The sequence below is a fragment of the Paracoccus ravus genome, assembly GCF_004522175.1.
Taxonomy (GTDB): Bacteria; Pseudomonadota; Alphaproteobacteria; order Rhodobacterales; family Rhodobacteraceae; genus Paracoccus; species Paracoccus ravus.
Genome location: NZ_SDEB01000003.1, coordinates 198,319 through 222,552 on the forward strand (window position 1 = coordinate 198,319; position 24,234 = coordinate 222,552).

The following is a 24,234-nucleotide window of genomic DNA, read 5'->3' on the forward strand; positions in this document are numbered from 1 at the left end:
CTTCAGCCTCGGATCAGGCCCGTCAACACGGGCACCAAGGTATCCGCGCGAAACGGTTTCTCGATCACTGGCGCATTCGGGTAATCCGGCGGTAGATGCTGACGTCCATAGCCCGAGACGAAGCAGAAAGGGATCTGCCGACTGCTCAAGGCGCTGGCGACACGGTCCACCGGCTCGCCGGAAAGGTTGCCATCGAGCAGGGCAAGATCGATCTGGGGTCCGGTTTCAATGGCGCTCAAGGCCTGACCGATGGTCCGGGCGATATCGATGCGGCCTGCCCCGGCGGCTTTCAACTCGTGACTGATATCAAGCGCGACCAGGGGCTCGTCCTCGACCACCAGAACGTTTTGTCCGCCCAGTTCGCGTGATCCCGCCTGCGGGCGGGCCGAGCTTTCCGCTGCGGCGGTGCAGGTGCTGGTCGTGGTCGAAAAACCATGCGGCAGGGTGATGGTCCAGACCACCCCTTCGGGACGCCATTCAACCTGGACTGTATCGGCATCGCCTCCGGCGCTGGCCTGAATCAGCGTCGAGCCAAAGCCGCTGCGCGAGGGAGGAACCACCGTCGGCCCGCCCGATTCCCGCCAGGTCAGGACCAACCGGCCCTGTCTGATTTCCCATTGCAGGCGGACCTCGCCCTCGGGGACAGAAAGCGCGCCGTATTTAGCAGCATTCGTGCCCAATTCATGCAGGCTCAGGGCGAGCCTGAGCGTGTTTTCGGGGGAAAGCTGCACCGCCGGACCCTTGCGGTGCAGTCTCGCGGCATCAAGCGTGCCGCTGCGCACCAGTTCATCGATCAGCTGATCCAGCGGCGCGCTGGTCCAGTTGATATCCGACAGGATCGAATGGGCGCGCGACAATGCCAGCAGCCGACCAGTAAAACCGCGCTCGAACCCGGCCAGATCCGCGGATTGCCGCAGGGTCTGACGCGCGATGGCCTGAACATTGGCCAAGGTGTTCTTGATGCGATGGTTCAACTCGCCGACCAGCAGGTTGCGGACCTCTTCGGCGCGGCGCCGCTGGGTGATGTCGAGGATCTGGAGCGACAGCGACAGATTGCCATCGACGGGGTCCTGCAGGATCGAGCCGTGGAGTTCGCAATTCAGGCTGTCGCCATCGGCGGTCACGGCAAGAACTTCGGCGCTGTGACGCGGGGCGGGGCTGTCGCTGTTGAGCCAGCTTTCAAGCATGGCCGCCGCATCGGGGTCGAGCCAGTTGCAGGCACCAATTCTGCGTCCCAGCATCTGCGGGGCGTCGAGCCCGAACATCCGCTCGGCACCCTTGGACCAGGCCCGGATGGTCAGGCCGGGATCGCATTCGACCAGCGCAAGCGGAGAATTATCGGCATGGGCCTTGAGGCGCGAGATGGCGATATCGCGGTGATGCGCAATGACCCGCAATTCGTCACGCTGGCGGGCAAGCTCGCGGGCCTGCTGGCCGATGCGGAAAAACACCTCGGCCTTGGATTTCAGCACGAGGGGGTCCAGCGGTTTGAAGATATAATCGACCGCGCCCGCCTCATAGCCGCGGAAATGCCGCCTTTCGTCGCGATCCGCGGCGGTCACGAAAATGATCGGTATCCCCCGGGTCCGCTCGGCGCCGCGCATCAGTTCGGCCAGCTCATATCCATCCGTCTCGGGCATCTGCACGTCCAGAAAGGCCAGCGCGTAATCATGCACCAGCATCAGTTCCAGGGCCTCGGCGGCCGAAGACGCGAAATCCATTACCAGCCCATCGCGGCGCAGCAGGGCCTCTAGCGCGATCATGTTCTCGCGGATGTCGTCGACGATGAGAAAGCGGATCGGATTATGTGGCATGTTGAACCTCTTGATGGGCGCTGCGACGCCAAATACGTTCCCTCTCGTTGAAGGCCGAGAAGGCGGCCGAATGATCCGAGAAGCGCAGCGTCTCATGCGCGCCAAGTCCCAGGAAGCCGCCCCGCACCAGCGAGTCCGAAAATAGCCGAAGCGCGCGGTTCTGCAACTTGTCGTCAAAATAAATCAGTACGTTGCGGCAGGAGACGAGGTGAACCTCTGAAAACACCTCGTCGGTCGCCAGATCATGCTCGCTGAAAACCACGCGATTTCGCAAGCTGCGGTCGAAAGCGGCGTGACCGTAGGCGGCGGTGTAATGATCAGAGAGCGAGGCCCGACCCCCCGCCTTCTGGTAGTTCGCCGAGAATCCCGGAAGCCGGTCGATCTCGTATATGCCGGCAGCCGCCTTGGCGAGCGCGCGGCGGTTGATCTCGGTGGCATAGAAGATCGTGCGGTCCAGAAGCCCCTCTTCGCGAAAGAGGATCGCCATGGAGTAAAGCTCTTCGCCATTGGCGCAGCCCGCGACCCAGACCTTGAGCGAAGAAAAGGTTCGCAGATGCGGCAGCACGTCATGGCGCAGCGCGCGGTAATAGGCCGGGTCGCGGAAAAATTCGCTGACCTGCACCGTCATGGCGTCGATCACTTCGGGCAGAACCGCGGGATCGTGCAGCAGCCGGGATTGGACCTGCGAAAGCGTTTCGCATCCCAGCCTTTCCCGCACGACCTCGGCGCGACGCACCAGCGAAGCGCGGGAGTAGGACCGGAAATCGTAATGGTAACGTCGATGGAGCGCCTCGAGGAACAGGTCCATTTCGATCTGATCGACCGATTGGGTCGGGACCGGCATCGTGTTCATCGCGGCATCCAGACACGGGCAAGCGACAACAGCTTGCCGATTTCGATGGGCTTCGAAAGATAGTCGTTTGCACCTGCCGCAAGGCATTGGGCCTGATCATCCGCCATCGCCTTGGCGGTCAGCATGATGATCGGCAGGGAACGCCAGCGCTCGATCTTGCGGATCTCGCGGGTCGCGGTCAGCCCGTCCATCTCGGGCATCATGACGTCCATCAGCACGAGGTCGATCGGGGGCGCGCCCCCATCGGCCACACGGCCCAGAATCTCGAGCGCCTCGCGTCCGTTGCGGGCGATCTGGACCTCGGTGCCATGCGGCTCGAAGATCCCCGTCAGGGCATAGACATTGCGGATGTCATCCTCGACGACAAGGATGCGGCGTCCCTCGAGCAGGTTGTCGCGGCTGAGCGAGGTCGTCAGCATCTCGCGCTGGCGCGGCGGCAGGTCCGAGACCACCTGATGCAGGAACAGCGTCACCTCGTCGATCAACCGCTCGGGGGATTTCGCCCCCTTGATGATGATGGATTGCGAATAGCGGCGCAGGCGCAATTCCTCATCGCCGTCCAGTGCCCGGGCGGTATAGACGATCACCGGCGGAAAGGCGCTGTTCTCGTCGGCATGCAACTGCTCCAACAGGTCGAAGCCAGAGGCATCGGGCAGCGTCATGTCCAGAACGATGCAGTCGAAGCTGGATTCCCGGCAGGCCGCCAGCGCCTCGGCCGCGGTCGTCGCGCCGATGGTTTCGACATGCTCATTGCCCAGAAGGGATTTCAGCCCGTCCAGCTGGGCGGGGTCGTCCTCGACGATCAGCACCCGACGCATCGGCCGGGCATTCTGTTCGCCCAGATCGCGGATCATCCGGCTGAGCGCGGCCCGCTCGACCGGCTTTACGAGGTAGCTCACCGCGCCTTGCGAAAGCGCATCTCGGGTGAAGTCATTGGCCGAGACGACATGGACGGGGATATGCCTTGTCGCGACATCCCGTTTCAGACGGTCCAGAACCGACAGGCCGGTGTGATCGGGCAGGCCCATGTCCAGAACGATGCCAAGCGGCAGATAGCGATGGGCCGCGCGCACCGCGTCATCCGCCGTTCCCACGACGATGCCGCTGAAGCCCAGTTCGCGGATCACGTCCAGAACCAGACGGGCAAAGCGCGCGTCGTCCTCGACGATAAGGATCGTCCGACCGGCATCGGGATTGGTCCGGTCATCCTCGATCCCCTCGATCGCGGCGGGTTCGGCCTGCAGGTTGACCGGCGCGGGCATTGTCGTCGCAGGTCGCGGGGCAGGTCTCGGAGCAGGGGGCGAGGGTGGCGCCGCACGCTCAGCCGCTCCCGCCGGATCGCGGGGCACCGAAATTGCGAAGGTGCTGCCCTTGCCCGGCTGACTCTCCAGGCTGATCCGTCCGCCCAGCAGCCCCGCCAACTCGCGCGAGATCGAAAGCCCGAGCCCGGTTCCGCCATATTTGCGCGAGATCGTTCCATCGGCCTGATGGAAAGCTTCGAAGACGCTGTCCTGCTCTGCCTGGGCGATGCCGATGCCCGTATCGCTCACGGCAAAGGTCAGGTCGTCGCCCTGACGGTTGGCGCGCAGCGTGATGCCGCCATGATCGGTGAATTTCAACGCGTTCGACATGAAATTGCGCAGGATCTGGTCCAGGCGTGCGGGGTCGGTCTGGATCTCGCTCAGGCCGGGTTCGATCTCGACCTTCAGCTCAAGCCCTTTCTCGCGGGCTTGGGCCTCGAACTTGCGCACGAGCCGCAAGATCATGTCACTGGGCGAAACAGCCTCGAGGCTCACATCCAGACGACCGGCCTCGATCTTGGCCAGGTCGAGAATGTCATTGATCAGCGTCAGCAGATCCTGTCCCGCGCTTTCGATCGTATCGGCCCAGCGAACCTGTTCGTCGGTCAGGTTGCGGCTGCGGTTTTCGCCCAGAAGCCTGGCCATGATCAGCAGCGCGTTCAGCGGCGTGCGCAACTCATGCGACATATTGGCGACGAATTCGGACTTGTAGCGGCTTTCGCGTTCCAGGCGCTCGGCCTGCACGACCAGTTGCCGACGCGATTGGGCAAGCGCGTCGCGCTGTTCCTCAAGCTGCTGGGTCTGGTTTTCAAGCTGGGCGTTCTGCTGCTCGAGTTCGGCCTGCTGCAGGGAGAGGCGGCTTTCGCTTTCCTGCAAGGCATGGGTCTGCTCTTCGAGTTCTTCATTCGTGGCCGCAAGCTCTTCGGCCTGACGACGGCTTTCTTCGAGCAGTTCGCCCAGTTCTTCGCGATACCGCGCCGAGCGCAGCGCGATTCCGATCTTTTCGCCGACGCGTTCCAGCAATTCCAGGTGCCGCGCTCCGGGCGGCTGGTCCAGCCCAAGCTCGATGACACCATTCACCTTGCCGGATTCGTGAAGCGGCAACAGGATGGAATAGGCGGCCTTGCCGCGCATCAGGCCGCTGGTCCATCCCAGCGCCTCTTCGGCGGTGCCCTGGATGGTCAAGATGCGGTTCTCGTCGATGGCGCGCTGCAGGTGGCCGTCGGAGCGGGAAAGCACCTCGGGCAGGCGCGACTGATCCGCGCCCCAATCGGCGATGCGGCTGAACCCGTGACCACAATCGGCATAGGCGACGGCGGCCCGGGCCTCGAAGCGGTTGGCAAGGTCGCGCAGCACCCGGCTGCCAAGCTCGGGAATGTCATGATCGCCCTGTAGCAGGCGCGCCGTCTCGACCTGTCCGCGCTGGATCCATGAGGCTTCGGCCAATGCCGTGCGGCTCAGGATCAGTGCCCGCCCCGCGGCACCGAGAAGCAGGATGATGACGCTGGCCAGCAGCCGGTTCAGCGCGGCCACGGTCGGGTCGATCCCGTCCCGGGCCTGAAAAAAGCCGATCGTCGTGAGCACAATCAAGGTCAGTGCGACGGCGACAGGAACCCAAGCACGGCGCGAGGCAAAAGACAGCACCAGCGGGAACAGGTAGATGAGCCAGATCGCCGTGCCGAGCGGCAACATGACGTCGAGCGTAAACACCAGAATGGTTCCCGCGATGATGACGGGATAAAGGGCTCGCTCGGCGATCGGGTTCACGCTGTTCTGCTCCTGTCGAATATTCGGTCTTCTGAATGAACCGATCACCATTATATGGCAACCCGACCAAACGCGACATTTCGTCAGGAAGTTCCAAACTGACCCTAGGTCATCCCCGGCTGCCGCGCCCGCGCCGGAAGAGCCGGGCCTGTGCATAGAGCACTTCCAGGCGCTCCATCCGGTCGCGAGTCGTGGGCCAGTTGCGCTCTTGCACGGCGGCCAGAAAGGTCTCGACGAGAACCAGCAGCGCCACGGTGCTGTCCCAGGCCGAGGGAACCTCGATCTGGGCCGAAAACCGAAAGCGGGCCAGATCCGCTACGGGGCTGGTCCAGGGGTCGGTGAACAGCACGATCTCGGCCCCGCAATCGGCGGCGAGCTCGCAGATTTGCAGGACCCCGGATTCGTAGCGTCGGATGTCAAAGACGATCAGCACGTCACCGCGCCTGAGATCCAGAAGCGCCGGGGGCCAGGCCGAGGACAGTGCCGGGAGCGCCGCCACCCCCGGCCGCACGATGCCAAGCTGGCGCACCAGATAATCCGCGAGCGCATGGGTGATCCGCCCGCCGGTGACCCGCAGCTGGCGTTGCGGATCGGCGAGAAGATCGGCGCAGGCATCGAATTCGGCATGGTCGATCCGGCCCAGCGTGGAGGTCAGATTGGCCAGAACCGCATCCGCAAAACGGTTGAGGATATGGCTGCCCGGCACGCCTTGGGTCCAGCGCTCATGCTTGGCGAGGGGGGATTCCAGCCTTGTCTCGACCTCGTGACGCAACTGGCTCTGGAAATCGGGATAGCCGCGGAAGCCCAGTTTCTGGACAAGCCGCAGAACGGTCGGGGTCGAAATGCCAGCCTCCTTGGCCAGATGCGGCATCGAGAAAAGGCCCGCAACCGGATAATGGCGCATGAGGTGGTCGGCCAACAGCCGCTCGGCCGGGCTGAGCAGGTCATAGCGCGCGGTGATGCGCTGCTCGATCTGTTCGGAACCGGCCGCATCCTGAGGCATCGCGCTTGTCCCTCCGGCCGCGCTGGTGGTTAAGATCGTAACAGCACTGGCGAACTCTGAAAAAATATTGACAGAGCCTGCGGCCCTGCGCCAGCCTGAACCCGCTGGGGAGCGCCGAATGTCTGATCTTGCGTCATTTTTCGGGATTTCATGGTTCGGGAGTCGCGGTCTGTCCGTGCCGGCCCGTTCGGGAGAGGCATGATGCCGGGCTGGGCCATCGCCTATGTCAGGCGCATCGAGGCGCTGAATTATCGCGTCGGTCGGCTGGCGATGTATCTGCTGTTTGTCATCATGGGGATTTTGCTGTGGTCCTCGGTGACGAAGATCCTGAAGGTTCCGTCGCTCTGGACGCTGGAAATGGCTCAGTTCACGCTCGTCGCCTATTATCTGCTGGGTGCGCCCTATTCGATGCAGATGGGCGCGAATGTGCGAATGGACCTGCTTTATGCGCGGATGCCGGTGCGGCGGCAGGCGGTCTGTGACATGTTCACCGTGTTTTGCCTGATCTTCTATCTTGGGGTGATGCTCTGGGGGGCGGTCGATTCCACCGCCTATAGCCTGAGCATCGGCGAACGCGCCCCCAGCGCATGGCGGCCGCCGCTTTGGCCGATCAAGCTGGTGATCTCTTTGGCCTTCTTCCTGCTGCTCTTGCAGGCGGTTGCGCATCTGATCCGGGACGTCGCGATCATCCGGGGTGTCGATATTCCCCTGCCGTTCAAGGGCGGGGTCGGTCGTTGAGCTACGAATTGATCGCCACGCTGATGTTCTCGACCATGCTCCTGATGATGATCACGGGGCAGCGGGTCTTTGGCGCGATCGGCTTTGTCGCGGTGGTCGCGGCGCTGGCGCTTTGGGGGCCGGGCGGGACGGATATGGGCTTTTCCGCCGTGATGAAGGTGATGAAGTGGAACGCGCTGCTGACGCTGCCGATGTTCGTCTTCATGGGCTATGTCATGTCGGAATCGCGCCTCGCCGAGGATCTCTACCGGATGTTCCATGTCTGGTTCGGTCCCTTGCCGGGGGGGCTTGCCATCGGGACGATCCTTCTGATGGTGATGATCTCGGCGATGAACGGGCTTTCCGTCGCGGGCATGGCGATAGGTGCCACCATCGCTCTGCCCGAACTGGTCAAGCAGCGCTATGACAAGCCGATGATCTCGGGGGTGATCCAGGCCGGGTCGAGCCTTGGCATCCTGATCCCGCCCTCGGTCGTCTTGGTGCTTTATTCGCTGATCGCGCGCCAACCCGTCAGCCAGCTTTGGTTGGCAGGCATCGGTCCGGGACTGCTGATGGCCGCGCTGTTCATCGTCTATATCCTGATCCGCACCAAGCTTAACCCGGCGCTTGCCCCTCCCTTGCCCGCCGAGGAGCGCGCCGCAATCACCTGGCCCGAGCGCTTCGCGCTGCTGCGGTCGGGCATTCTGCCACTGGTCATCTTTGCCGCGATGATGATCCCCTTCGTCAAGGGCTGGACATCGCTTACCGAAAGCAGCGTGATCGGCGCGCTTGCCGCTGTCGCCGCCGCCATCATCAAGGGCCGCTTCACAAAGCAGGTCTTCGAGGTCGCCACGCGCCAGACCCTCGCCATCACCTGCATGTTCATGCTGATCATCATGGCGGCGCTGAGCTTCGGCGCGGTCTTTGACGGCTTGGGCGCGGGCCGGGCCATCGAGAACCTGTTCCTGCAGGAAATGCACCTGACGCCGCTGCAGGTGCTGCTGCTGATGCAGGCCTCGTTCCTGATCATGGGGATGTTCCTTGACGATACCGCCATGCTGGTCATCGTCGCGCCGATCTATGTGACCTTGGCGCGCAGCCTAGGATTCGATCTGGTCTGGTACGGCATCCTTTATACCATCACCTGCCAGATCGCCTATCTGACGCCGCCCTTCGGCTATAACCTGTTCCTGATGCGCGCCATGGCCCCGAGCGATTTCACCTTGGGCGTGATCTACCGCTCGGTCCTGCCCTTCGTGATGATCATGCTGCTGACCTTGGTGCTGGTCATCGCCTTTCCCGGCATCGCCATGTGGCTGCCGCATTCGATCTACGGACAATAAAACCAACAGGGAGAATGAAGATGACGACCAGACGAGTTTTCCTGACCTCGGGCGCGCTTGCGGCCGGTGCCAGCGCGCTTGCCGCGCCTGCCATCGCACAGGGCGCGCCCCTGAAATGGCGGATGCAGACCTATGCCGGGGCGACGCTCGGCGCGCATGTCTGCAAGCCCGCGATCGACGCCTTCAACAAGATCGCCAATGGCCAGATGGAGATCGAGCTCTTCTATGCCGACCAGCTCGTGCCCACGGCCGAACTGTTCCGCGCCATGCAGAACGGCACGATCGACGCGGTGCAATCCGACGATGACAGCATGGCGAGCCCGACCGAGGTCACCGTCTTTGGCGGCTATTTCCCCTTCGCGCTGCGCTACTCGCTCGATGTGCCGGCGCTCTTCAACCATTACGGGCTCGATGAGATCTGGAAGGAGGAATATGCCAAGCAGGGCATCCAGCATATCTCGGCCGGGTCGTGGGACCCCTGCAACTTCGCGACCAAGCAGCCGATCAACAGCCTCGAAGATCTCAAGGGCAAGCGCGTCTTTACCTTCCCGACAGCCGGGCGCTTCCTTGCAAAATTCGGCGTCGTGCCTGTCACCCTGCCCTGGGAGGATATCGAGGTCGCCCTGCAGACCGGCGAGCTTGACGGCGTTGCATGGTCCGGCATCACCGAGGATTACACCGTCGGCTGGGCCGAGGCGACCGGGCATTTCCTGACGAACAGCATCTCGGGCGCGTGGATCGGGCATTTCTTCGCCAATCAGAAACGCTGGGACGAGGTGCCCGATCACCTCAAGGAACTGATGAAGGCGGTCTTCGACCAGTCGCACTACTACCGCCAACACTGGTATTGGGCCGGAGAGGCCAAGTTGCGCGTCACCGGCGACAAGATGAAGCTGACCACCATCCCCGCCGCCGAATGGGCGACGGTCGAGGCAGCAGCCAAGGAATTCTGGGACGAAATCGCCGCAGAATCAGAGATCAAGGCGAAAGTCGTCGCCAAGATCAAGGAATATAACGACTCGATGACCAAGGCCGGTCCGCCCTATCGTGACGCGTGACCTGGCCCAAGGGACGCGCCGCTTTGGCGCGCCCGAATTCAAAGGTGAAGAATGCCTGCCAATCTTGATTTCGATGCCCTGAAAGCCGCTGTTGCCAGTGGCGAGGTGGATACCGTCGTGGTTGCCCTGATCGACATGCAGGGCCGCCTGATGGGTAAGCGCTTCCATGCCCAGCATTTCATCGAAAACCCGCATGAGACTCATTGCTGCAATTACCTTCTGGCGACCGATCTCGAAATGGAGACGGTGCAGGGGTACAAGGCGACCAGCTGGGCCTCGGGCTATGGCGATTACGTGATGAAGCCCGATCTTGCGACGCTGCGCCGCGTGCCTTGGTCTCCGGGTACGGCGCTTTGTCTGGCCGATCTTTACGACCATCACGGCGCGCCCGTCCCTCATGCCCCGCGCAATATCCTGCGCCGCCAGATTGATCGCGCCGAGGCCATGGGCTTCACGCCGATGATGGCGACCGAGCTGGAGTTCTTCCTTTTCACCAAGGGCTACAAGGAGCTTTTCGACGACGGCTATCGCGGCCTTGTCCCGACCGCCCGCTTCAATGTCGATTACGGGCTGACAGGGACCTTTGCCGAGGAACCCTTGATGCGCGCCTTGCGCAATGGGCTTTATGGCGCGGGCATCCCGGTCGAGAATACCAAGGGCGAGGCTGAGGCCGGGCAGCACGAGGTCAATGTCAAATATTCCGACGCGATGGATACGGCAGACATGCATGTCATCGTCAAATCGGCCACCAAGGAAATCGCGCAACTTCACGGCCAATCCGCGACCTTCATGGCGAAATACGCCCATGGCAAGGCGGGCTCGTCGAGCCATGTCCACCAGTCGCTGTTCCGGGACGGGGCGAATGCCTTTCATGACCCGGACGCGCCACATGGCATGTCCAGGCTGATGCAAAGCTACCTCGCCGGACAACTGACCCGTGCGCGCGAGTTGACCTATTTCCTTGCGCCATATGTCAACAGTTACAAGCGCTTCGTGACCGGGCTTTTCGCGCCGACCCGCGCGGTCTGGTCCATCGACAACCGCACCGCCGGTTTCCGCGTCTGCGGCGAGGAGAGCCGCGCGATCCGCGTCGAATGCCGCATCGGCGGCTCGGACCTGAACCCCTATCTGGCCTGCGCCGCGCTTCTGGCGGCGGGTCTCGATGGGATCGAAAAGGGTATGGAATTGGAGTCCGCCGTCTCGGGCGACATCTATGGCGCGCAGGCCGCCCGCGAGATTCCCAAAACCCTTGGCGCAGCCGCCGAGACGCTGAACGGCTCGGCCATGCTGCGCGCGGCATTCGGCGATGAGGTGGTCGAGCATTATCTGCATGCCGCCCATTGGGAGCTTGAGGAACAGAACCGCGTCGTGACCGATTGGGAGGTTTCCCGTGGCTTCGAGCGCGCCTGAACGAGGATGAGATGACCCAGACAATCAAGCTGATTTCCCCCGTCAATGGCGAGGTCTATGCCGAGCGCCCGGTCCTGTCCGCCATCGAGGCGCAGGATGCCGTCGCCCGCGCGCGCGCCGCACAAAGCGAATGGGCGGCGCGGCCCTTGGCGGAGCGCATCGGGCTGGTCCAAGCCGGCATCGAGACTCTCAATCGCATGAAAGCTGACATCGTACAGGAACTTGCCGGGCAGATCGGTCGCCCCATCCGCTATGGTGGCGAATTCGGGGGTGTAAACGAGCGCGCGGACTATATGGCAAGCATCGCCGAAGACACCCTTGCTCCGACCGTGGTCGAAGAGAGTGACCGCTTCCGCCGCGAAATCCGGCGCGAACCTGTCGGGGTCGTCTTTGTCATTGCGCCTTGGAATTATCCGTTTCTGACCGCGCTCAACACGATCGTTCCGGCGCTGATCGCGGGAAATACGGTGATCCTGAAACATGCCAGCCAGACCCTTCTGGCTGGTGAACGCATCGCCGAAGCTATGGCGCAGGTCGGAATCCCAGAGGGCGTGTTCCAGAATGTGGTTCTGGATCACGATACGACCGAAGAGCTGATCGCATCCCGCAGCTTCGGTTTCGTGAATTTCACCGGCTCGGTCAAAGGCGGGCAGGCGATCGAGCGCGCGGCGGCAGGGACATTCACCGCGACCGGGCTGGAACTGGGGGGTAAAGACCCCGGCTATGTTCGCGCCGATGCTGATCTGGATGCGGCGGTCGATGGGCTGATGGATGGCGCGATGTTCAATAGCGGCCAATGCTGCTGTGGCATCGAGCGCATCTATGTCCATGAGACCCTATATGACGCCTTTGTCGAAAAGGCGGTCACTTGGGTCAAGGCGCAGCGGCTTGGCAATCCCTTCGACCCCGAGACGACGATGGGTCCGATGGCGCATCGCCGCTTTGCCGAGGTCGTCCGCAGCCAGATCGCGGACGCCATTGCCGATGGCGCGATACCGCTCATCGATCCGGAGGCTTTCCCGGCGGACGATGGCGGGGCCTATCTTGCGCCGCAGATCCTCGTGAATGTGCATCACGATATGCGGGTGATGCGCGAGGAAAGCTTCGGCCCCGTGGTCGGCATCATGCCCGTTTCGGGTGACGATGAGGCCATCGCGCTGATGAATGACTGCGATTACGGGCTGACGGCCTCGATCTGGACCGCCGATCCCGAGGCGGCCTCGGAGATTGGCGCGCGGCTCGAGACCGGCACCGTTTTCATGAACCGCTGCGACTATCTCGACCCGGCGCTTTGCTGGACGGGCTGCAAGGATACCGGGCGGGGGGCCGCGCTCTCGGCGCTCGGTTACCTCTCGGTGACGCGGCCGAAATCCTACCATCTGAAAAAGGTCACGACATGAGCTTGCGCGCCAATTGGTCCTATCCGACCGCAGTCAAATTCGGGGCGGGCCGCATCGCGGAACTTGCCGAGCAGTGCAGGGCCACGGGCATTGCGCGCCCTTTGCTCGTCACCGACAAGGCGCTGGCCGCGCTGCCGATCACGGCGGCGGCTCTGGATGTGCTGGAGGGCGCAGGGCTTGGTCGCGCGATCTTCAGCGAGGTCGATCCCAACCCGAACGAGCACAACCTTGCGGCGGGCATCGCGGCCTATAAGGCGGGCGGGCATGACGGGGTGGTCTGCTTTGGCGGCGGCTCGGCTCTGGATCTGGGCAAGCTGGTCGCCCTGATGGTAGGGCAAAGCATCCCGGTCTGGGATCTCGAGGATATCGGCGACTGGTGGACCCGCGCCGATGCGTCGAAAGTCGCGCCGATCATAGCCGTGCCGACGACGGCGGGGACGGGCTCCGAGGTGGGGCGGGCAGGGGTCCTGACCAATTCCGCGACCCATAAGAAAAAGATCATCTTCCACCCCAAACTGATGCCCTCGGTCACGATCTGCGACCCGGAACTGACCGTGGGCATGCCTGGCGCGATCACCGCCGGAACCGGGATGGACGCATTTGCCCATTGCCTCGAGGCCTATTGCAGCCCGTTCTTCCACCCGATGAGCCAGGGCATCGCGCTGGAGGGAATGCGTCTCGTCAATGAATACCTGCCCCGCGCCTATGCCAAACCGGATGATCTTGAGGCACGCGCCCAGATGATGGCCGCCGCCGCGATGGGCGCGGTCGCCTTCCAGAAGGGACTTGGCGCGATCCATAGCCTGAGCCATCCGGTCGGTGCGGTTTACGGCACGCATCACGGCACCACAAATGCGGTCGTCATGCCCATGGTGCTGGATTTCAACCGTTCGGCCATCGACTCTCGACTTGCTCAGGCCGCCGCCTATCTGGGCATTGCGGGAGGCTTTGACGGGTTCCGCGCGCGGGTGATGGAGCTTCGAGATGAACTCGGCATCCCGGCAAGCCTCACCGCGCTTGGCGTGACGGCGGATCGGCTGGATGAACTGACCGAGATGGCGCTGGAGGACCCGTCCTGCGGCGGCAATCCCGTCGAGATGACGCGCGAGAATACCCGCGCCTTGTTCGAACTCTGCCTCTGAGGCGGAACCAAAATTCGGTGAACAAGGTCAGCGCATTGGTCGCGCAAGCGATGTGAGCAAGGCGCATGGGGTCTGATGACGACCCCGTAGCCGACCGGTCGGAAGATTGGTCGGCGCGAGACGATCTGCGCGACATGCTCGATGCAGTCCTCTATGGCGCGACAGGTGGATGAGAGTGGCGTCTGCTGCCGAGCGCTCCCCTTCGCTTTTCTCGGCGAGATGAAATACGTCGCGATGACGCCGGCAAGCGGATCACGGGCCGGAACCGCCGTTTTTTTGTCGCCCCATTTCCGTGCACGACGCGGATATTCAGGGTTACGGGGCGCGGGCAGACCTGCTGAAAGCCATCCCAGTGGCCTCTCGCAAATCGCGCTAGGTCCTTGCCGATGGCAGCCATGCCGACCCCAAACCGCATGGGTCTTGAAAAGGTCGGACGCTAACCGGGCTCTCAGAGCCTGCCCGCCCACTTGCCGTTTGCCAAAGGGCCGCTATCTTGGCCGCAGGAACAGGCTCGGGATGAGGTCGAAGTGACCCTGCTTTCAATTATTGAACGCAATCCGTTGATCTTTGTCGGCGGATTGTTGCTGGGGCTGATCGTCTTCTTTGAATTGGGGCTGCTGATCGGTCGGCACCGTCGCAAAATCATCGGCGAGGGCGCGGATGAGGGTGCGACGCTTGTCGTCGGCAGCGTGCTGAGCCTGCTGGCCTTCGTGCTGGCTCTGAACCTCTCGAATGCGACATCCCGGCAAGAGACACGGATGAATTCCGGCCTCGAAGAGGTCAATGCCATCGGCACCGCCCTGATGCAGGCCGAAGCCGTTGGCGGCGCGCAGGCCGGTCCCATCACCGAGGACCTCAAGGCTTATCTTGCCCTGCGTTATCGCTTCATCCGCGCCGAGCCTCATTCGGCAGAACTGGCCGAGGTGACGGCGGCTACGGACCAATTGCAGGCACGGATCTGGACCAGTCTGGAACAGCGAGTCGCGGAAAGTCCGACGCCACCGGTCACTTCATTGATGAATGCGTTGAACAATGCCTTCGACGCGACGACGCGGGTGCGGCTTGCGATGGGCTACAAGCTGCCCGCGCAGCTGGTTCTGCTGCTGCTGGTGATGAGCATATTGGGCGGCGCGACGGTCGGCTATCAATTCGGTCTGACCAATCGCAAGGGCCAGTTGGCGGGAATCGTGCTGTCGATTTTATGGTCCACGATCGTGACGGCGATCATTGATATCGGGTCCGGCCGGATCTGGACCTTTCGCACCGATGCGCGGGCCTATGTCTGGGCGATGGAGGGGTTCGACATCGCAGATCAGCCAGTCGTCACCGATTCCGTAAGACCAGCCAATCCGTGATGAGCTCGCGGTGACGTGCGCCGTCAAAGGACGGAAAATGCCCGCCATGGACGACCCGCACCGGCAAGGCCAGCAACCGCCGCATCGACGCGATATAATCGGCGGCGTCGGAATGGTAACAATCCTCGATCAGCGGCCCGTCATAGAGGATATCGCCCGAGATCAGCACTCCGCTGGACTCTTCCCAAAGCGCAATACCGCCGGGGGAATGGCCGGGCGTGTGGATCACCTCGAAGCTGCGGTCGCCCAGATCGATGAGATCGCCATCGGCCAGAAGCCGCGTCGCGGGGGCGGGCGTGACGCCATAGCTTTGCGAGCAGTAGGGCGCGGGCGGCAGGGCGTCGAATATGTTATCGGTCACGTAGGGATCGGCCAGCGTTGCGGCCCGCGAGGGTGCGGCGAGGATATCGGCCTCGGCCGCGTGGCAGAGGCGGCAGTCGAATTCATGATGGCAGCCGACATGGTCGAAATGGGTATGGCTGGCCACGGCGTCCAGGGGCTTTTCGGTGACCAGCGGCACCCATTGCCGCAGGCTGACCACGCCCATGCCGCTATCGACCAGCATGTCGCGGTCGCGGCCGCGCACATGCCATATATTGCAGCGATAGAATTCGCGGATATGGGGCTCGTCGATCCAAGTGATATCGTCGCCGACCCGCCGGGTCCGATACCAGTCCTGCGGCGGGATGCGTCTCATGCGGGTTCCTCGGGCAGGATCACGGCATTGCTGGCATAAAGCGGCAGTTCTGCGCCGGGTTGCGGCTGCGCGCCCTGCGCCAGATGCGCGACCAGCCGCAGATCGGGCGCGGCCAGCGGCTGGAAATGGCAGCGGTGATGCATGCCGAAAAAGGCGGATTCCACCAGCCGCGCCGGGCCGAGCGGCAATTCCCCGGCAAGCCCGATGCTTTCGGGACGCAGGCACAGGACGCCGCGCGCGCCCTCCATCGCAAGCGGCAGGGGGCCGAGGGGGGTCTCGACGCCCTGCGCCCCGGCGCGGGCCGGAATGCGGTTCATCTCGCCCATGAAACCGGCTGAGAACAGGCTTTGTGGGCGCAGATAGACCTCTTCTGGCGTGCCGCAATGCTCGATCCTGCCGTGATTCATCACCACGATACGGTCGGCGACGGCCATGGCCTCTTCCTGATCATGGGTGACATGGACGAAGGTCGTGCCGAGGCGGCGCTGGATCGCCTTCAACTCCTCCTGCATCTGGCGGCGCAGCTTCAGGTCGAGCGCGCCGAGCGGCTCGTCGAGCAGCAGCACCTCGGGCGAGACGGCAAGCGCACGGGCCAGCGCCACCCGCTGCCGTTGGCCGCCCGACAATTCATGCGGGCGGCGCGCGGCCTTGTCGCCAAGGCCGACCATGTCGAGCATCTCCTGCGCGCGGTCGCGGCGGGGGCCGCGCCCGATTCCGCGCATCCTGAGGCCGAAGCCCACATTGTCGAGCAGGCTCATATGCGGAAACAGCGCGTAATCCTGGAACATGGTCGTGGTCGGGCGCTCGCGCGGCGGGACATGGGTCATGTCCTTGCCGCCGATCAGAATCCGCCCCTCGGTCGGGGTGACGAAACCGCCGAGGATCGAGAGCAGCGTGGTCTTGCCGCAGCCCGAGGGACCGAGCAGCACGATGAACTCGCCCGCCGCGATCTTCAGGTCTATCTGATGCAGCGCGGTGAACTTGCCGAAACGGTGACGGACGGAATCGAAATGGACATCGGCGGTCATGGCCGGGACTTTCTGAACAGGGTGAATTCAAGCGCCAGCAGGATGGCGACCGAGACGAGGAACACCAGCGAGCCGATGGCATTGGTCGCGGGCGAGAGGCCCGAGCGCAGCATGGACCAGATCTCGACCGGCAAGGTGACCTCGAAGCGGGTCAGCAGGAAGGCGATGATGAACTCGTCCCAGCTGAAGGTCACCGACAGGAAGAAGGCCGCGGCCAGCGCCGGGGCCAGCGTCGGCGCCGAGACCAGCGCCAGTACCTGCCATTCCCGCGCGCCGAGATCGCGCGCGGCGCGCAGGGCGCTGCGCTGGTGCTCGCCCATCGCGGCATAGATGATCGAGAAGCAGAGCGGCAGGTTGATCACCACATGCCCGATCCCGGTCGCGAAAAGCGAGGGCCGCACCCCGGTCGCATTGAAGACCTGCAAGAGCCCCAGCGCGATGATGAGGTAGCTGACCGTCAGCGGGGCGATCAGCAGGCCGCGCATCAAAGCCGAGCCGGGCAGAACCGCCCGCGCCAGACCCGAGGCCGCGAGGAAGCCCAAGAGCAAGGCCATGGCAGAAGAACCGAAGGCCACGAGGAAGCTGTGCCACAAGGCGGCCATCAAATCGCGGTCGGCCAGAACCTTGGCATACCATTCTAGCGTGACGCCCTTGAGGGGCGGGACCGGCAGGCGACCGTCCTGAAACGAGAAGGCCACCAGTGCCAGCACCGGCAGCAGGATGAAAAGAAACATCAGGCCGAGATAGGCCCATGAAAGAAAACGCATCAGACCCGCTCCATCCTGAGCCAGCGCGCGCAGGCGGCATAGGCCAGCGTGACCAGCACCATCAGCACCACCGCGAGCGCCGAGGCCATCGGGTAATCCCCGCGCCGCCCCAGTTGCAGCATGATGAGCTGCGGCAGGGTCAGTTCCGAATTCCCGCCGAGGATCTGCGGGGTGATGTAGTCGCCGATGCACAGGACGAAGGTCAGGAAGGCCCCCGTGACCATGCCGGGCAGGGTCAGGGGCAGGATGACCAGCCGGATCACCTGCCAGCGCGACGCGCCCAGATCCTCTGCCGCGCGGGCATAGTTCGGCGGAAGTTGCACGAGGTTCGAATAGATCGTCAGCGTCAGCAGCATGGTGAAGAAATGCACGAAGCCGATGATCGTGGCGCTGCGCGTCGCCATGATCTGGATCGGCGCCTCCAGCAGGCCCGCGCCGATCAGGCTTTGCATGATCAGCCCGTTCTCGCCCAGCACCAGCGCCCAAGAATAGGAGCGCACGACATATGAGGTCCAGAAGGGCAGGACGGCCAGCAGCAGCGCCAGCCTGCGCCATTTCTCGGGGACGCGGGTCGCGATGATCCAGGCCAGCGGCCAGGCTAGGATCACCGAGATCACCGTGACCACCGCCGAGATCTGCAGCGAGACCCAGATCCCGCGCCGCAGCGAGGGATCGGTGAAGATGCGCTGGTAATTCTCGAGCCCCGGCCCGCTGACCACCTCGCGGCCTTCGAGATGCGAGAGGCTCATCCAGATCATCGCGAGGAAGGGCAGCAGGAAAAACGCGAGGGTCCAGAGCATTGCGGGGGCGACCAAGGCCGCCCCCTGTCTGCGTTCGATACGCTCGATGCTCATGGCGCTTAGTTCTGCAGCATGTCGGTCCAGAGATCCTGCATTGCCGCGTCATCCTCGGCGCTGGGGATCGGGTAGAGCTGGGCGCGCTTCAGGTATTCGGCCTGCTCGTCCCAGCGCAGCACCGCCTTCTGCTCGGCGCTCAGGTGCTCGCCGGCCTTGGCATTCGCGGGCATGCCCCAGTAGCAGGACGAGGTCGCGAGCCGCGCCTGCCCCTCGGGCGAGGTCACGTATTTCACGAATTCCAGCGCCAGTTCCGGCTGTCCGGAATCCTTCAACACGGCAAGGGATTGCGCCCAGAGCGCCGCGCCCTCGGTCGGGATGGTCCAGTCCAGATTGGGGTTCTCGGCATGCAGCGTCGCGGTCAGAAACTCGCCGCCGCCCAGCAGGATATCGACCTCGCCCGTGGCCAAAGCGGTCTGGCTGCCGACGACATCGGCGACCAGCTTGGTGTTCTTTTTCAGCGCCATCAGCGGATCGCGCAGCGTCTCGATCTTCTCCGCGCCAAGTGCGCTGGTCGGAACACCCTGCGCGATCCCGACCAGCCCCAGCATCGGCAGGTAATAATCATAAAGACCTATGCGACCGGCATATTTCTCCGACCACAAGGCCTTCAGGCTGGCCATGTCGGCGGGTTCTACCTTGGTCTTGTCATAGGCAATGGTGTTATAGCCGAACTTGTCGGTCACGGCATAGATGACGCTGTCGCGGCTGTTATGCGATTCCATGACCAGTTCGGGAAAGAAATCGGCCGTCGGAAGCGCGTCAGCGGGCAGGGGGGCCAAAATGCCCCGGTCGACCGCACGCCCGACATCGACGGCGTCGATCACCATCACGTCCCAATCTCCGGGGCGGGACTGCTCGAGGATCGTCAGAGCCTCGGCCGTACCCTGGTATTCCTTGATGTTGACCTTGACATCATGGGCTTTTTCAAAGGGTTCGAGCAAGGCGGGATCGCCATGATCGCACCAGATCAGAGCATTGAGTTCTTGGGCGGCCTGGGCCGAGACGGGGACGAGCGCGGTCGCAAGCAAGATGGCGGCGCGGGCGGTTTTCTTCATCGTCGTCAACTCTCCTGTCGGGAAAAAGGGCAACCTCTGCGGGGGCCTTGGAAAAAAGTTGAATGAGTTCATTTTTACAGTCAATGATAATTTAACGGAAAGACGGGGTCGGGATGGCAGGGCTGCGCGAAAGGCAGAAGGCGGATCGAAAAAGGCGAATTCTCGCGGCCGCCAGCGCACTCTTTGGGCAGATGGGATTCGATGCCGCGCGGATCGATGCGATTGCGCAACGTGCCGAGGTTTCGGTCGGAACCTTCTACAATTACTTTGAGAACAAGGCCGATCTGCTTCTGGCAATCGTCTCGATGGAGGTCGAAGAAGTGCTTGCGCAGGGCGAAGAGGTGCTAATTGCCCCGCCGGAAACCGCGCTTGGGGCTTTCGAAACATTGATCCACGGCTACTATGACCACTCGCTGATCTATCTGACCAAGCGCATGTGGCGGCAGGCGATGGCCATCTCGATCCAGCAGCCCGAGGCACCGTTCTCGCGGCGCTATCGTGAACTTGACGCGGCGCTGGCGTCGCAGGTTCGCCGTCTCATCGCCGTGCTCCAGGCGCGGGGCGATATCCGCCCATCGCTGGACAGCGCGGCGTTGGGGGGCTTGGTCTTCAACGACCTGAACGCGCTTTTCACCGAATTTGCGCTGGACGAAGGGCAGAGCCTGGAAAGGTTGCACCAGCGGCTTCGCGCCCAACTCGTCACCGTCACCAGCCTGATCGCCAGTGAAGAACCAGAGCGGCGGCATGAACCCGCCGAAGGCATGCAAGCCGGGATTGTAATTGCGCCCCGGGGCTGAGACATATTAAATGTCTCAGAGCCAGACGCGCGCCACAGAAGCGTGCGCCAAGAAACCGAGCAGGAACAGGGCGTGCAGGCACCAAAAGCGGATGAGCGCGAAGGCGCGACGGTCAAGCCGATCCAGATCCGAGGCCGCTCGTTGACAGCGGTTGCGCTGCATCTGGAGGGCGCGGCGGATGCCAATTTCTACAATGCGCTGGATGCGAAGCTGCGGCAAACGCCGCTGTTTTTCGAGAATGCGCCGCTGGTCATCGATCTTGAACACAGTTCGGTCGCCAGCCCCGAGGCGATTTCCGCGCTGGTCGCCGAATTGCGCCGGCGGCGTCTGTCGGTCTTTGCCGCGCAGAATGCCACCGCAGAGCAGGCATCGGCGGCACTTGCTGCGGGCCTGATCGTCCTGCCCGGAGGGCGGGATGTCCCGATCGAACGTGTGAGCCGGTCTCCGGCCAGATCCGCTCGCCCGGTCAAGCTGCTCGCAGCCGAACCCGAGCCGCCGCCTGCTGCTACTAAGCTGATCACCCAGCCCGTGCGTTCCGGCCAGACCGTCTTTGCCGATCGCGGCGATCTGGTGGTGATCGGCTCGGTCAGTTCGGGGGCAGAGGTCATCGCCACCGGCAATATCCATATCTATGGCCGACTGCGCGGCCGCGCGCTCGCTGGCGTGAATGGCGATGGCGCGGCGCGGATCTTTTGCCATGCGCTTGATGCGGAGTTGCTGGCGATCGCGGGGCTTTACCGCACCAGTGAAACATTGGGTCCCGATACCCCAAGGCAGAACGTGCAGATCTATCTCGAAGGCGAGAAGCTCTGCGTGGAATCCCTGAAGTAACGTCACATCGAAAGGAAGCGTTCGTGAGCAAGGTCATCGTAGTCACTTCCGGCAAGGGCGGTGTGGGCAAGACCACCTCTTCTGCCGCAATCAGCGCCGGGCTCGCGATGCGCGGGCATAAGACGGTCGTCGTCGATTTCGACGTGGGGCTGCGCAATCTCGACATGATCATGGGTTGCGAGCGCCGGGTCGTGTTCGATTTCATCAATGTGATCCAGGGCGACGCCAAGCTGAAACAGGCGCTGATCAAGGACCGGCGGCTCGAGAATCTCTTCGTGCTGCCGACCTCGCAGACCCGCGACAAGGACGCTCTCACGCAGGATGGCGTCAAGGCCGTGCTCGACGAGTTGCGCCAGGAATTCGACTACATCATCTGCGACAGCCCGGCAGGTATCGAGCGCGGCGCGCATCTGGCGATGTATTTTGCCGATGAGGCCGTCGTCGTCACCAATCCCGAAGTGTCGTCGGTCCGCGACAGCGACCGGGTTCTGGGGCTGTTGAACAGCAAGACCTATCTTGCCGAAAAGGCGGATGGGCGCGCGGTCAAGGCGCAATTGCTGCTGACGCGCTTTGATCCTCAGCGCGTCGCTGGCGGCGAGATGATGAGCGTCGAGGACGTGCTCGAGATCCTGGCAATTCCGCTATTGGGCATCATCCCGGAAAGCACCACGGTTTTGCGCGCCTCGAATGTCGGCATGCCGGTCGTGCTGGACGACAAATCTCCTGCCGGTCGGGCCTATGAGGACGCAGTTGGCCGCCTTGTCGGCGAGCAGATCGAGATGCGGATCAACCCGGCCGAAAAGCGGGGCTTCCTTCAGCGTCTCTTGAAACGGACGGCATGACCATGTTCGGCATCAGTTTCCGCCCTCGCAAGGCCAGCCCGGCCCAGACCGCCAAGGAGCGGTTGCAAATCCTGCTCGCGCATGAGCGCGCCGGCGGGACGAGTTCCGATTTTCTGCCGCTGCTGCAGCGCGACATTCTCGAAGTCGTTCGCCGGCATATGGAGATCAGCCAGGATTCCGTCGAAGTCACCCTGGAACGCGGTGAGGAACTGAGCAGCCTCGAAATCAACATCGAATTGCCCGGAGCCAGCAAACTTCGCGGGAGGCCAGCCACCTGATTGCGGAGCCTTTGACGGTTCTTGCGGGCTGGGCAGCTTGTCGGCCTTGACCGATACGCCGGTGACGCAAGTACCGATCTTACTGGATTTAACTGGCAGTTTCTCTGGAATGCCCTTGGCATGATGTCCTGATGCAGTTCAGGAGCCTGCCATGATGCGCGCCTTCAGAAACTTGCCGCCTGACGAGCGGCGCAGGATTGCCACTCTTCGGCAGGCTAGACGCCGAGATCGTTCGGCGATACGGCCTGAGTTCAAGTGCAACTGGTGGCACGATTGCGATGTGCCGCAATCGGACGGTTACTGGCATTTCAGTGCGCAAGTGCTGGCGGCGCATATTCGAACCGCTTCCGGATCTGAGCGAAGCTGGTCCTTGATCGCTCCGCACAAGCTCAGCCGTGAAACGATCTACCAGTATCGTGTATCCCGGCTCCGGCCGGGCCGCCGAACTGGCAGGGCTTCTCCCGGAACGGACCCCGCTCTGCTGGCAAGCTGCGGAGGCGTGCTCCGGGCGACGCCAATGTCGCGAAGCTGATCAAAAGAAGGGCTGCAAGATAGTCTTGATGCGCAATGTGGGCCGTGAATCCCGCCCCATCATGGACCCATTGTCGATAAATGTCCCCATGCCCGGCCGAGGCGCGCCGCTCGGCCATCTGCGACCGCCGCCGAGAAGACGTCTCCCTGCGGGAGATCGAGAACGGCAAGGGCATGAAGTCTGGTGTCTGCGACCCTTCAGCGCCGCATCGACCTGTTCCGCCTGCCGAGCATGACGCGCCACATTTTGTCGCAGATCAGAAAACGGCGCCGTCACAAGGACGGCGCCGGAAGAGAGCCGTGCTGCCAGAAAGACAGCGCGGCGAAGTGGCTCAGTACCGGCCTCAGTTCTTGGCGCGGATCTCTTCCAGAGCTTTCTGGACCTGATCGACGACATCCTCGCCGATCGCTGCCTTGTGCTTCTCGTAGACGACCTGCGATTTTTCCAGCATGCGGGCCTGTTCTTCCGGGGCGACGGTGTTGAACTTCAGACCGGCGGCCTCGACCTTGGCCAGCGATGCCTTGTTCAGGTCCTGAATGACCTTGCGCTCTTCGTCACGGCCGACCGCGGCGCAGTCACGCAGGGCCTGCTGTTCCTCGGGCGAGTAGGTGTTGAAGATCGCTTTCGAGAACAGGAACAGGAACGGCGTATAGGCGTGCTTGGTCTCGCTGACATAGCTTTGCACCTCGTAGAATTTCGAGGTGTCGAGCGTGACATAGGGGTTTTCCTGCGCGTCGATCGCCTTGGTTTCCAGCGCCGAGAAGACCTCGCCGAAAGCCATCGGCGTCGCGTTCGCGCCGAAGTTCGAGAAGGTGTCGAGGAAGATGTTGTTCTGCATCACGCGCAGTTTCAGACCCTCGAAGTCTTCCCATTTGGTGATCGGCTGTTTCGAGTTCGAGACGTTGCGGAAGCCGTTTTCCCAATAGGCGAGGTTCACGAGGCCCGCCTCGTCCAGCTTCTCGTTCAGGAAGTTGCCGAATTCGCCATCCATGACGGCATAGGCTTCCTCGTTGCTGCGGAAGAGGAAAGGCAGATCGAAGACGCCGAGTGCGGGAACGATGCCGACCAGCGGCGAAGACGAGGTCACGACGGCCTCTTGCACGCCCGAGCGCAGCGCTTGGGTTGCTTGCAGGTCGCCGCCAAGCGCGCCGCCCCAGAAGCCGGTCATCTTCATCTTGCCGCCGGTCTTTTCGTCCAGACAGACCTGCATGGCCTTCATGCCGTTATTGACCGGGTGATCCTCGTTGATGCCGTTCGAAACGCGGAAGTTGCGGTCCTGGAACTCGGCCATGGCGGGGGTCGCCGCGCCAAGAACGGTCGAGACCAACAGGACGGCCTTGAGTGCAGAGCTTTTCATTTGGTTTCCTCCCAAGTGATGGAAAAGCGG

Annotated in this window: 21 protein-coding genes; 11 read left to right on the forward strand and 10 right to left on the reverse strand. The window is 63.0% G+C overall.

Annotation, left to right across the window (positions count from 1 at the left end; translation table 11 throughout):
* Nucleotides 1-2: 2 nt before the first annotated feature.
* The 4 genes from ESZ60_RS04320 to ESZ60_RS04335 form a co-directional block, all read right to left on the reverse strand.
* Complete coding sequence (locus ESZ60_RS04320) at nucleotides 3-1,814, reverse strand: response regulator (RefSeq protein WP_134679185.1); 1,812 nt, start codon at nucleotides 1,812-1,814, stop codon at nucleotides 3-5.
* Nucleotides 1,804-2,667 (reverse strand): CheR family methyltransferase, encoded by an 864-nt coding sequence (locus tag ESZ60_RS04325; protein ID WP_134679186.1) that lies wholly within the window; start codon nucleotides 2,665-2,667, stop codon nucleotides 1,804-1,806. Before ESZ60_RS04325 ends, ESZ60_RS04320 begins: the two co-directional genes overlap by 11 nt.
* Nucleotides 2,664-5,735, reverse strand: a complete 3,072-nt coding sequence (locus ESZ60_RS04330; RefSeq protein WP_245155572.1) for a response regulator — start codon at nucleotides 5,733-5,735, stop codon at nucleotides 2,664-2,666. The genes ESZ60_RS04325 and ESZ60_RS04330 overlap by 4 nt, the downstream gene beginning before the upstream one ends.
* 109 nt (nucleotides 5,736-5,844) lie before the next feature.
* Entirely contained in the window at nucleotides 5,845-6,738 is an 894-nt protein-coding gene (locus ESZ60_RS04335) for a MurR/RpiR family transcriptional regulator (RefSeq protein WP_134679188.1), read from the reverse strand.
* A gap of 201 nt (nucleotides 6,739-6,939) precedes the next feature.
* Here ESZ60_RS04335 and ESZ60_RS04340 point away from each other — a divergent pair, with 201 nt between their 5' ends.
* The 7 genes from ESZ60_RS04340 to ESZ60_RS04370 all read left to right on the forward strand — a co-directional run bounded on the left by ESZ60_RS04340 (nucleotide 6,940) and on the right by ESZ60_RS04370 (nucleotide 15,163).
* The gene (locus ESZ60_RS04340; protein WP_134679227.1) at nucleotides 6,940-7,476 is read left to right on the forward strand and encodes a TRAP transporter small permease subunit; all 537 of its coding nucleotides are present in this window, start codon (nucleotides 6,940-6,942) and stop codon (nucleotides 7,474-7,476) included.
* On the forward strand, nucleotides 7,473-8,798 hold the full coding sequence (locus ESZ60_RS04345) for a TRAP transporter large permease (protein ID WP_134679189.1): 1,326 nt from the start codon (nucleotides 7,473-7,475) through the stop codon (nucleotides 8,796-8,798). The genes ESZ60_RS04340 and ESZ60_RS04345 overlap by 4 nt, the downstream gene beginning before the upstream one ends.
* Nucleotides 8,799-8,818: 20 nt before the next feature.
* A complete protein-coding gene (locus tag ESZ60_RS04350) occupies nucleotides 8,819-9,856 on the forward strand; it encodes a TRAP transporter substrate-binding protein (RefSeq protein ID WP_134679190.1) in 1,038 nt (345 codons plus the stop codon).
* 51 nt (nucleotides 9,857-9,907) lie between these two features.
* Complete coding sequence (locus ESZ60_RS04355; protein ID WP_134679191.1) at nucleotides 9,908-11,266, forward strand: glutamine synthetase family protein; 1,359 nt, start codon at nucleotides 9,908-9,910, stop codon at nucleotides 11,264-11,266.
* A gap of 11 nt (nucleotides 11,267-11,277) precedes the next feature.
* Complete coding sequence (locus tag ESZ60_RS04360; protein WP_134679192.1) at nucleotides 11,278-12,666, forward strand: aldehyde dehydrogenase family protein; 1,389 nt, start codon at nucleotides 11,278-11,280, stop codon at nucleotides 12,664-12,666.
* A complete protein-coding gene (locus ESZ60_RS04365; protein ID WP_134679193.1) occupies nucleotides 12,663-13,808 on the forward strand; it encodes an iron-containing alcohol dehydrogenase in 1,146 nt (381 codons plus the stop codon). The genes ESZ60_RS04360 and ESZ60_RS04365 overlap by 4 nt, the downstream gene beginning before the upstream one ends.
* A 527-nt stretch (nucleotides 13,809-14,335) precedes the next feature.
* A complete protein-coding gene (locus ESZ60_RS04370) occupies nucleotides 14,336-15,163 on the forward strand; it encodes a hypothetical protein (RefSeq protein WP_134679194.1) in 828 nt (275 codons plus the stop codon).
* Here the strand turns inward: ESZ60_RS04370 and ESZ60_RS04375 are convergent.
* Genes ESZ60_RS04375 through ESZ60_RS04395 form a run of 5 tightly spaced genes read right to left on the reverse strand, consistent with a single transcriptional unit; the run spans nucleotide 15,132 to nucleotide 19,567 of the window.
* A complete protein-coding gene (locus tag ESZ60_RS04375; protein WP_134679195.1) occupies nucleotides 15,132-15,860 on the reverse strand; it encodes an MBL fold metallo-hydrolase in 729 nt (242 codons plus the stop codon). The two genes, ESZ60_RS04370 and ESZ60_RS04375, sit on opposite strands and share 32 nt — an antisense overlap.
* Entirely contained in the window at nucleotides 15,857-16,888 is a 1,032-nt protein-coding gene (locus ESZ60_RS21815; protein ID WP_134679196.1) for an ABC transporter ATP-binding protein, read from the reverse strand. Before ESZ60_RS21815 ends, ESZ60_RS04375 begins: the two co-directional genes overlap by 4 nt.
* A complete protein-coding gene (locus ESZ60_RS04385; protein WP_134679197.1) occupies nucleotides 16,885-17,655 on the reverse strand; it encodes an ABC transporter permease in 771 nt (256 codons plus the stop codon). Before ESZ60_RS04385 ends, ESZ60_RS21815 begins: the two co-directional genes overlap by 4 nt.
* The gene (locus tag ESZ60_RS04390; RefSeq protein ID WP_134679198.1) at nucleotides 17,655-18,509 is read right to left on the reverse strand and encodes an ABC transporter permease; all 855 of its coding nucleotides are present in this window, start codon (nucleotides 18,507-18,509) and stop codon (nucleotides 17,655-17,657) included. The genes ESZ60_RS04385 and ESZ60_RS04390 overlap by 1 nt, the downstream gene beginning before the upstream one ends.
* A gap of 5 nt (nucleotides 18,510-18,514) precedes the next feature.
* Nucleotides 18,515-19,567, reverse strand: a complete 1,053-nt coding sequence (locus ESZ60_RS04395; RefSeq protein ID WP_134679199.1) for an ABC transporter substrate-binding protein — start codon at nucleotides 19,565-19,567, stop codon at nucleotides 18,515-18,517.
* 113 nt (nucleotides 19,568-19,680) lie between these two features.
* Here ESZ60_RS04395 and ESZ60_RS04400 point away from each other — a divergent pair, with 113 nt between their 5' ends.
* The 4 genes from ESZ60_RS04400 to minE all read left to right on the forward strand — a co-directional run bounded on the left by ESZ60_RS04400 (nucleotide 19,681) and on the right by minE (nucleotide 22,315).
* Nucleotides 19,681-20,364 (forward strand): TetR/AcrR family transcriptional regulator, encoded by a 684-nt coding sequence (locus tag ESZ60_RS04400; RefSeq protein ID WP_134679200.1) that lies wholly within the window; start codon nucleotides 19,681-19,683, stop codon nucleotides 20,362-20,364.
* 72 nt (nucleotides 20,365-20,436) lie between these two features.
* Entirely contained in the window at nucleotides 20,437-21,195 is a 759-nt protein-coding gene (gene minC, locus ESZ60_RS04405) for a septum site-determining protein MinC (RefSeq protein ID WP_134679201.1), read from the forward strand.
* Nucleotides 21,196-21,218: 23 nt separating this feature from the next.
* Complete coding sequence (gene minD, locus ESZ60_RS04410; protein WP_134679202.1) at nucleotides 21,219-22,037, forward strand: septum site-determining protein MinD; 819 nt, start codon at nucleotides 21,219-21,221, stop codon at nucleotides 22,035-22,037.
* A gap of 2 nt (nucleotides 22,038-22,039) precedes the next feature.
* A complete protein-coding gene (gene minE / locus ESZ60_RS04415) occupies nucleotides 22,040-22,315 on the forward strand; it encodes a cell division topological specificity factor MinE (RefSeq protein WP_134679228.1) in 276 nt (91 codons plus the stop codon).
* Nucleotides 22,316-23,190: 875 nt separating this feature from the next.
* On the opposite strand, the gene ESZ60_RS04420 is transcribed toward minE, so the two are convergent.
* On the reverse strand, nucleotides 23,191-24,204 hold the full coding sequence (locus ESZ60_RS04420) for a TRAP transporter substrate-binding protein (protein ID WP_134679203.1): 1,014 nt from the start codon (nucleotides 24,202-24,204) through the stop codon (nucleotides 23,191-23,193).
* Nucleotides 24,205-24,234: the final 30 nt, after the last annotated feature.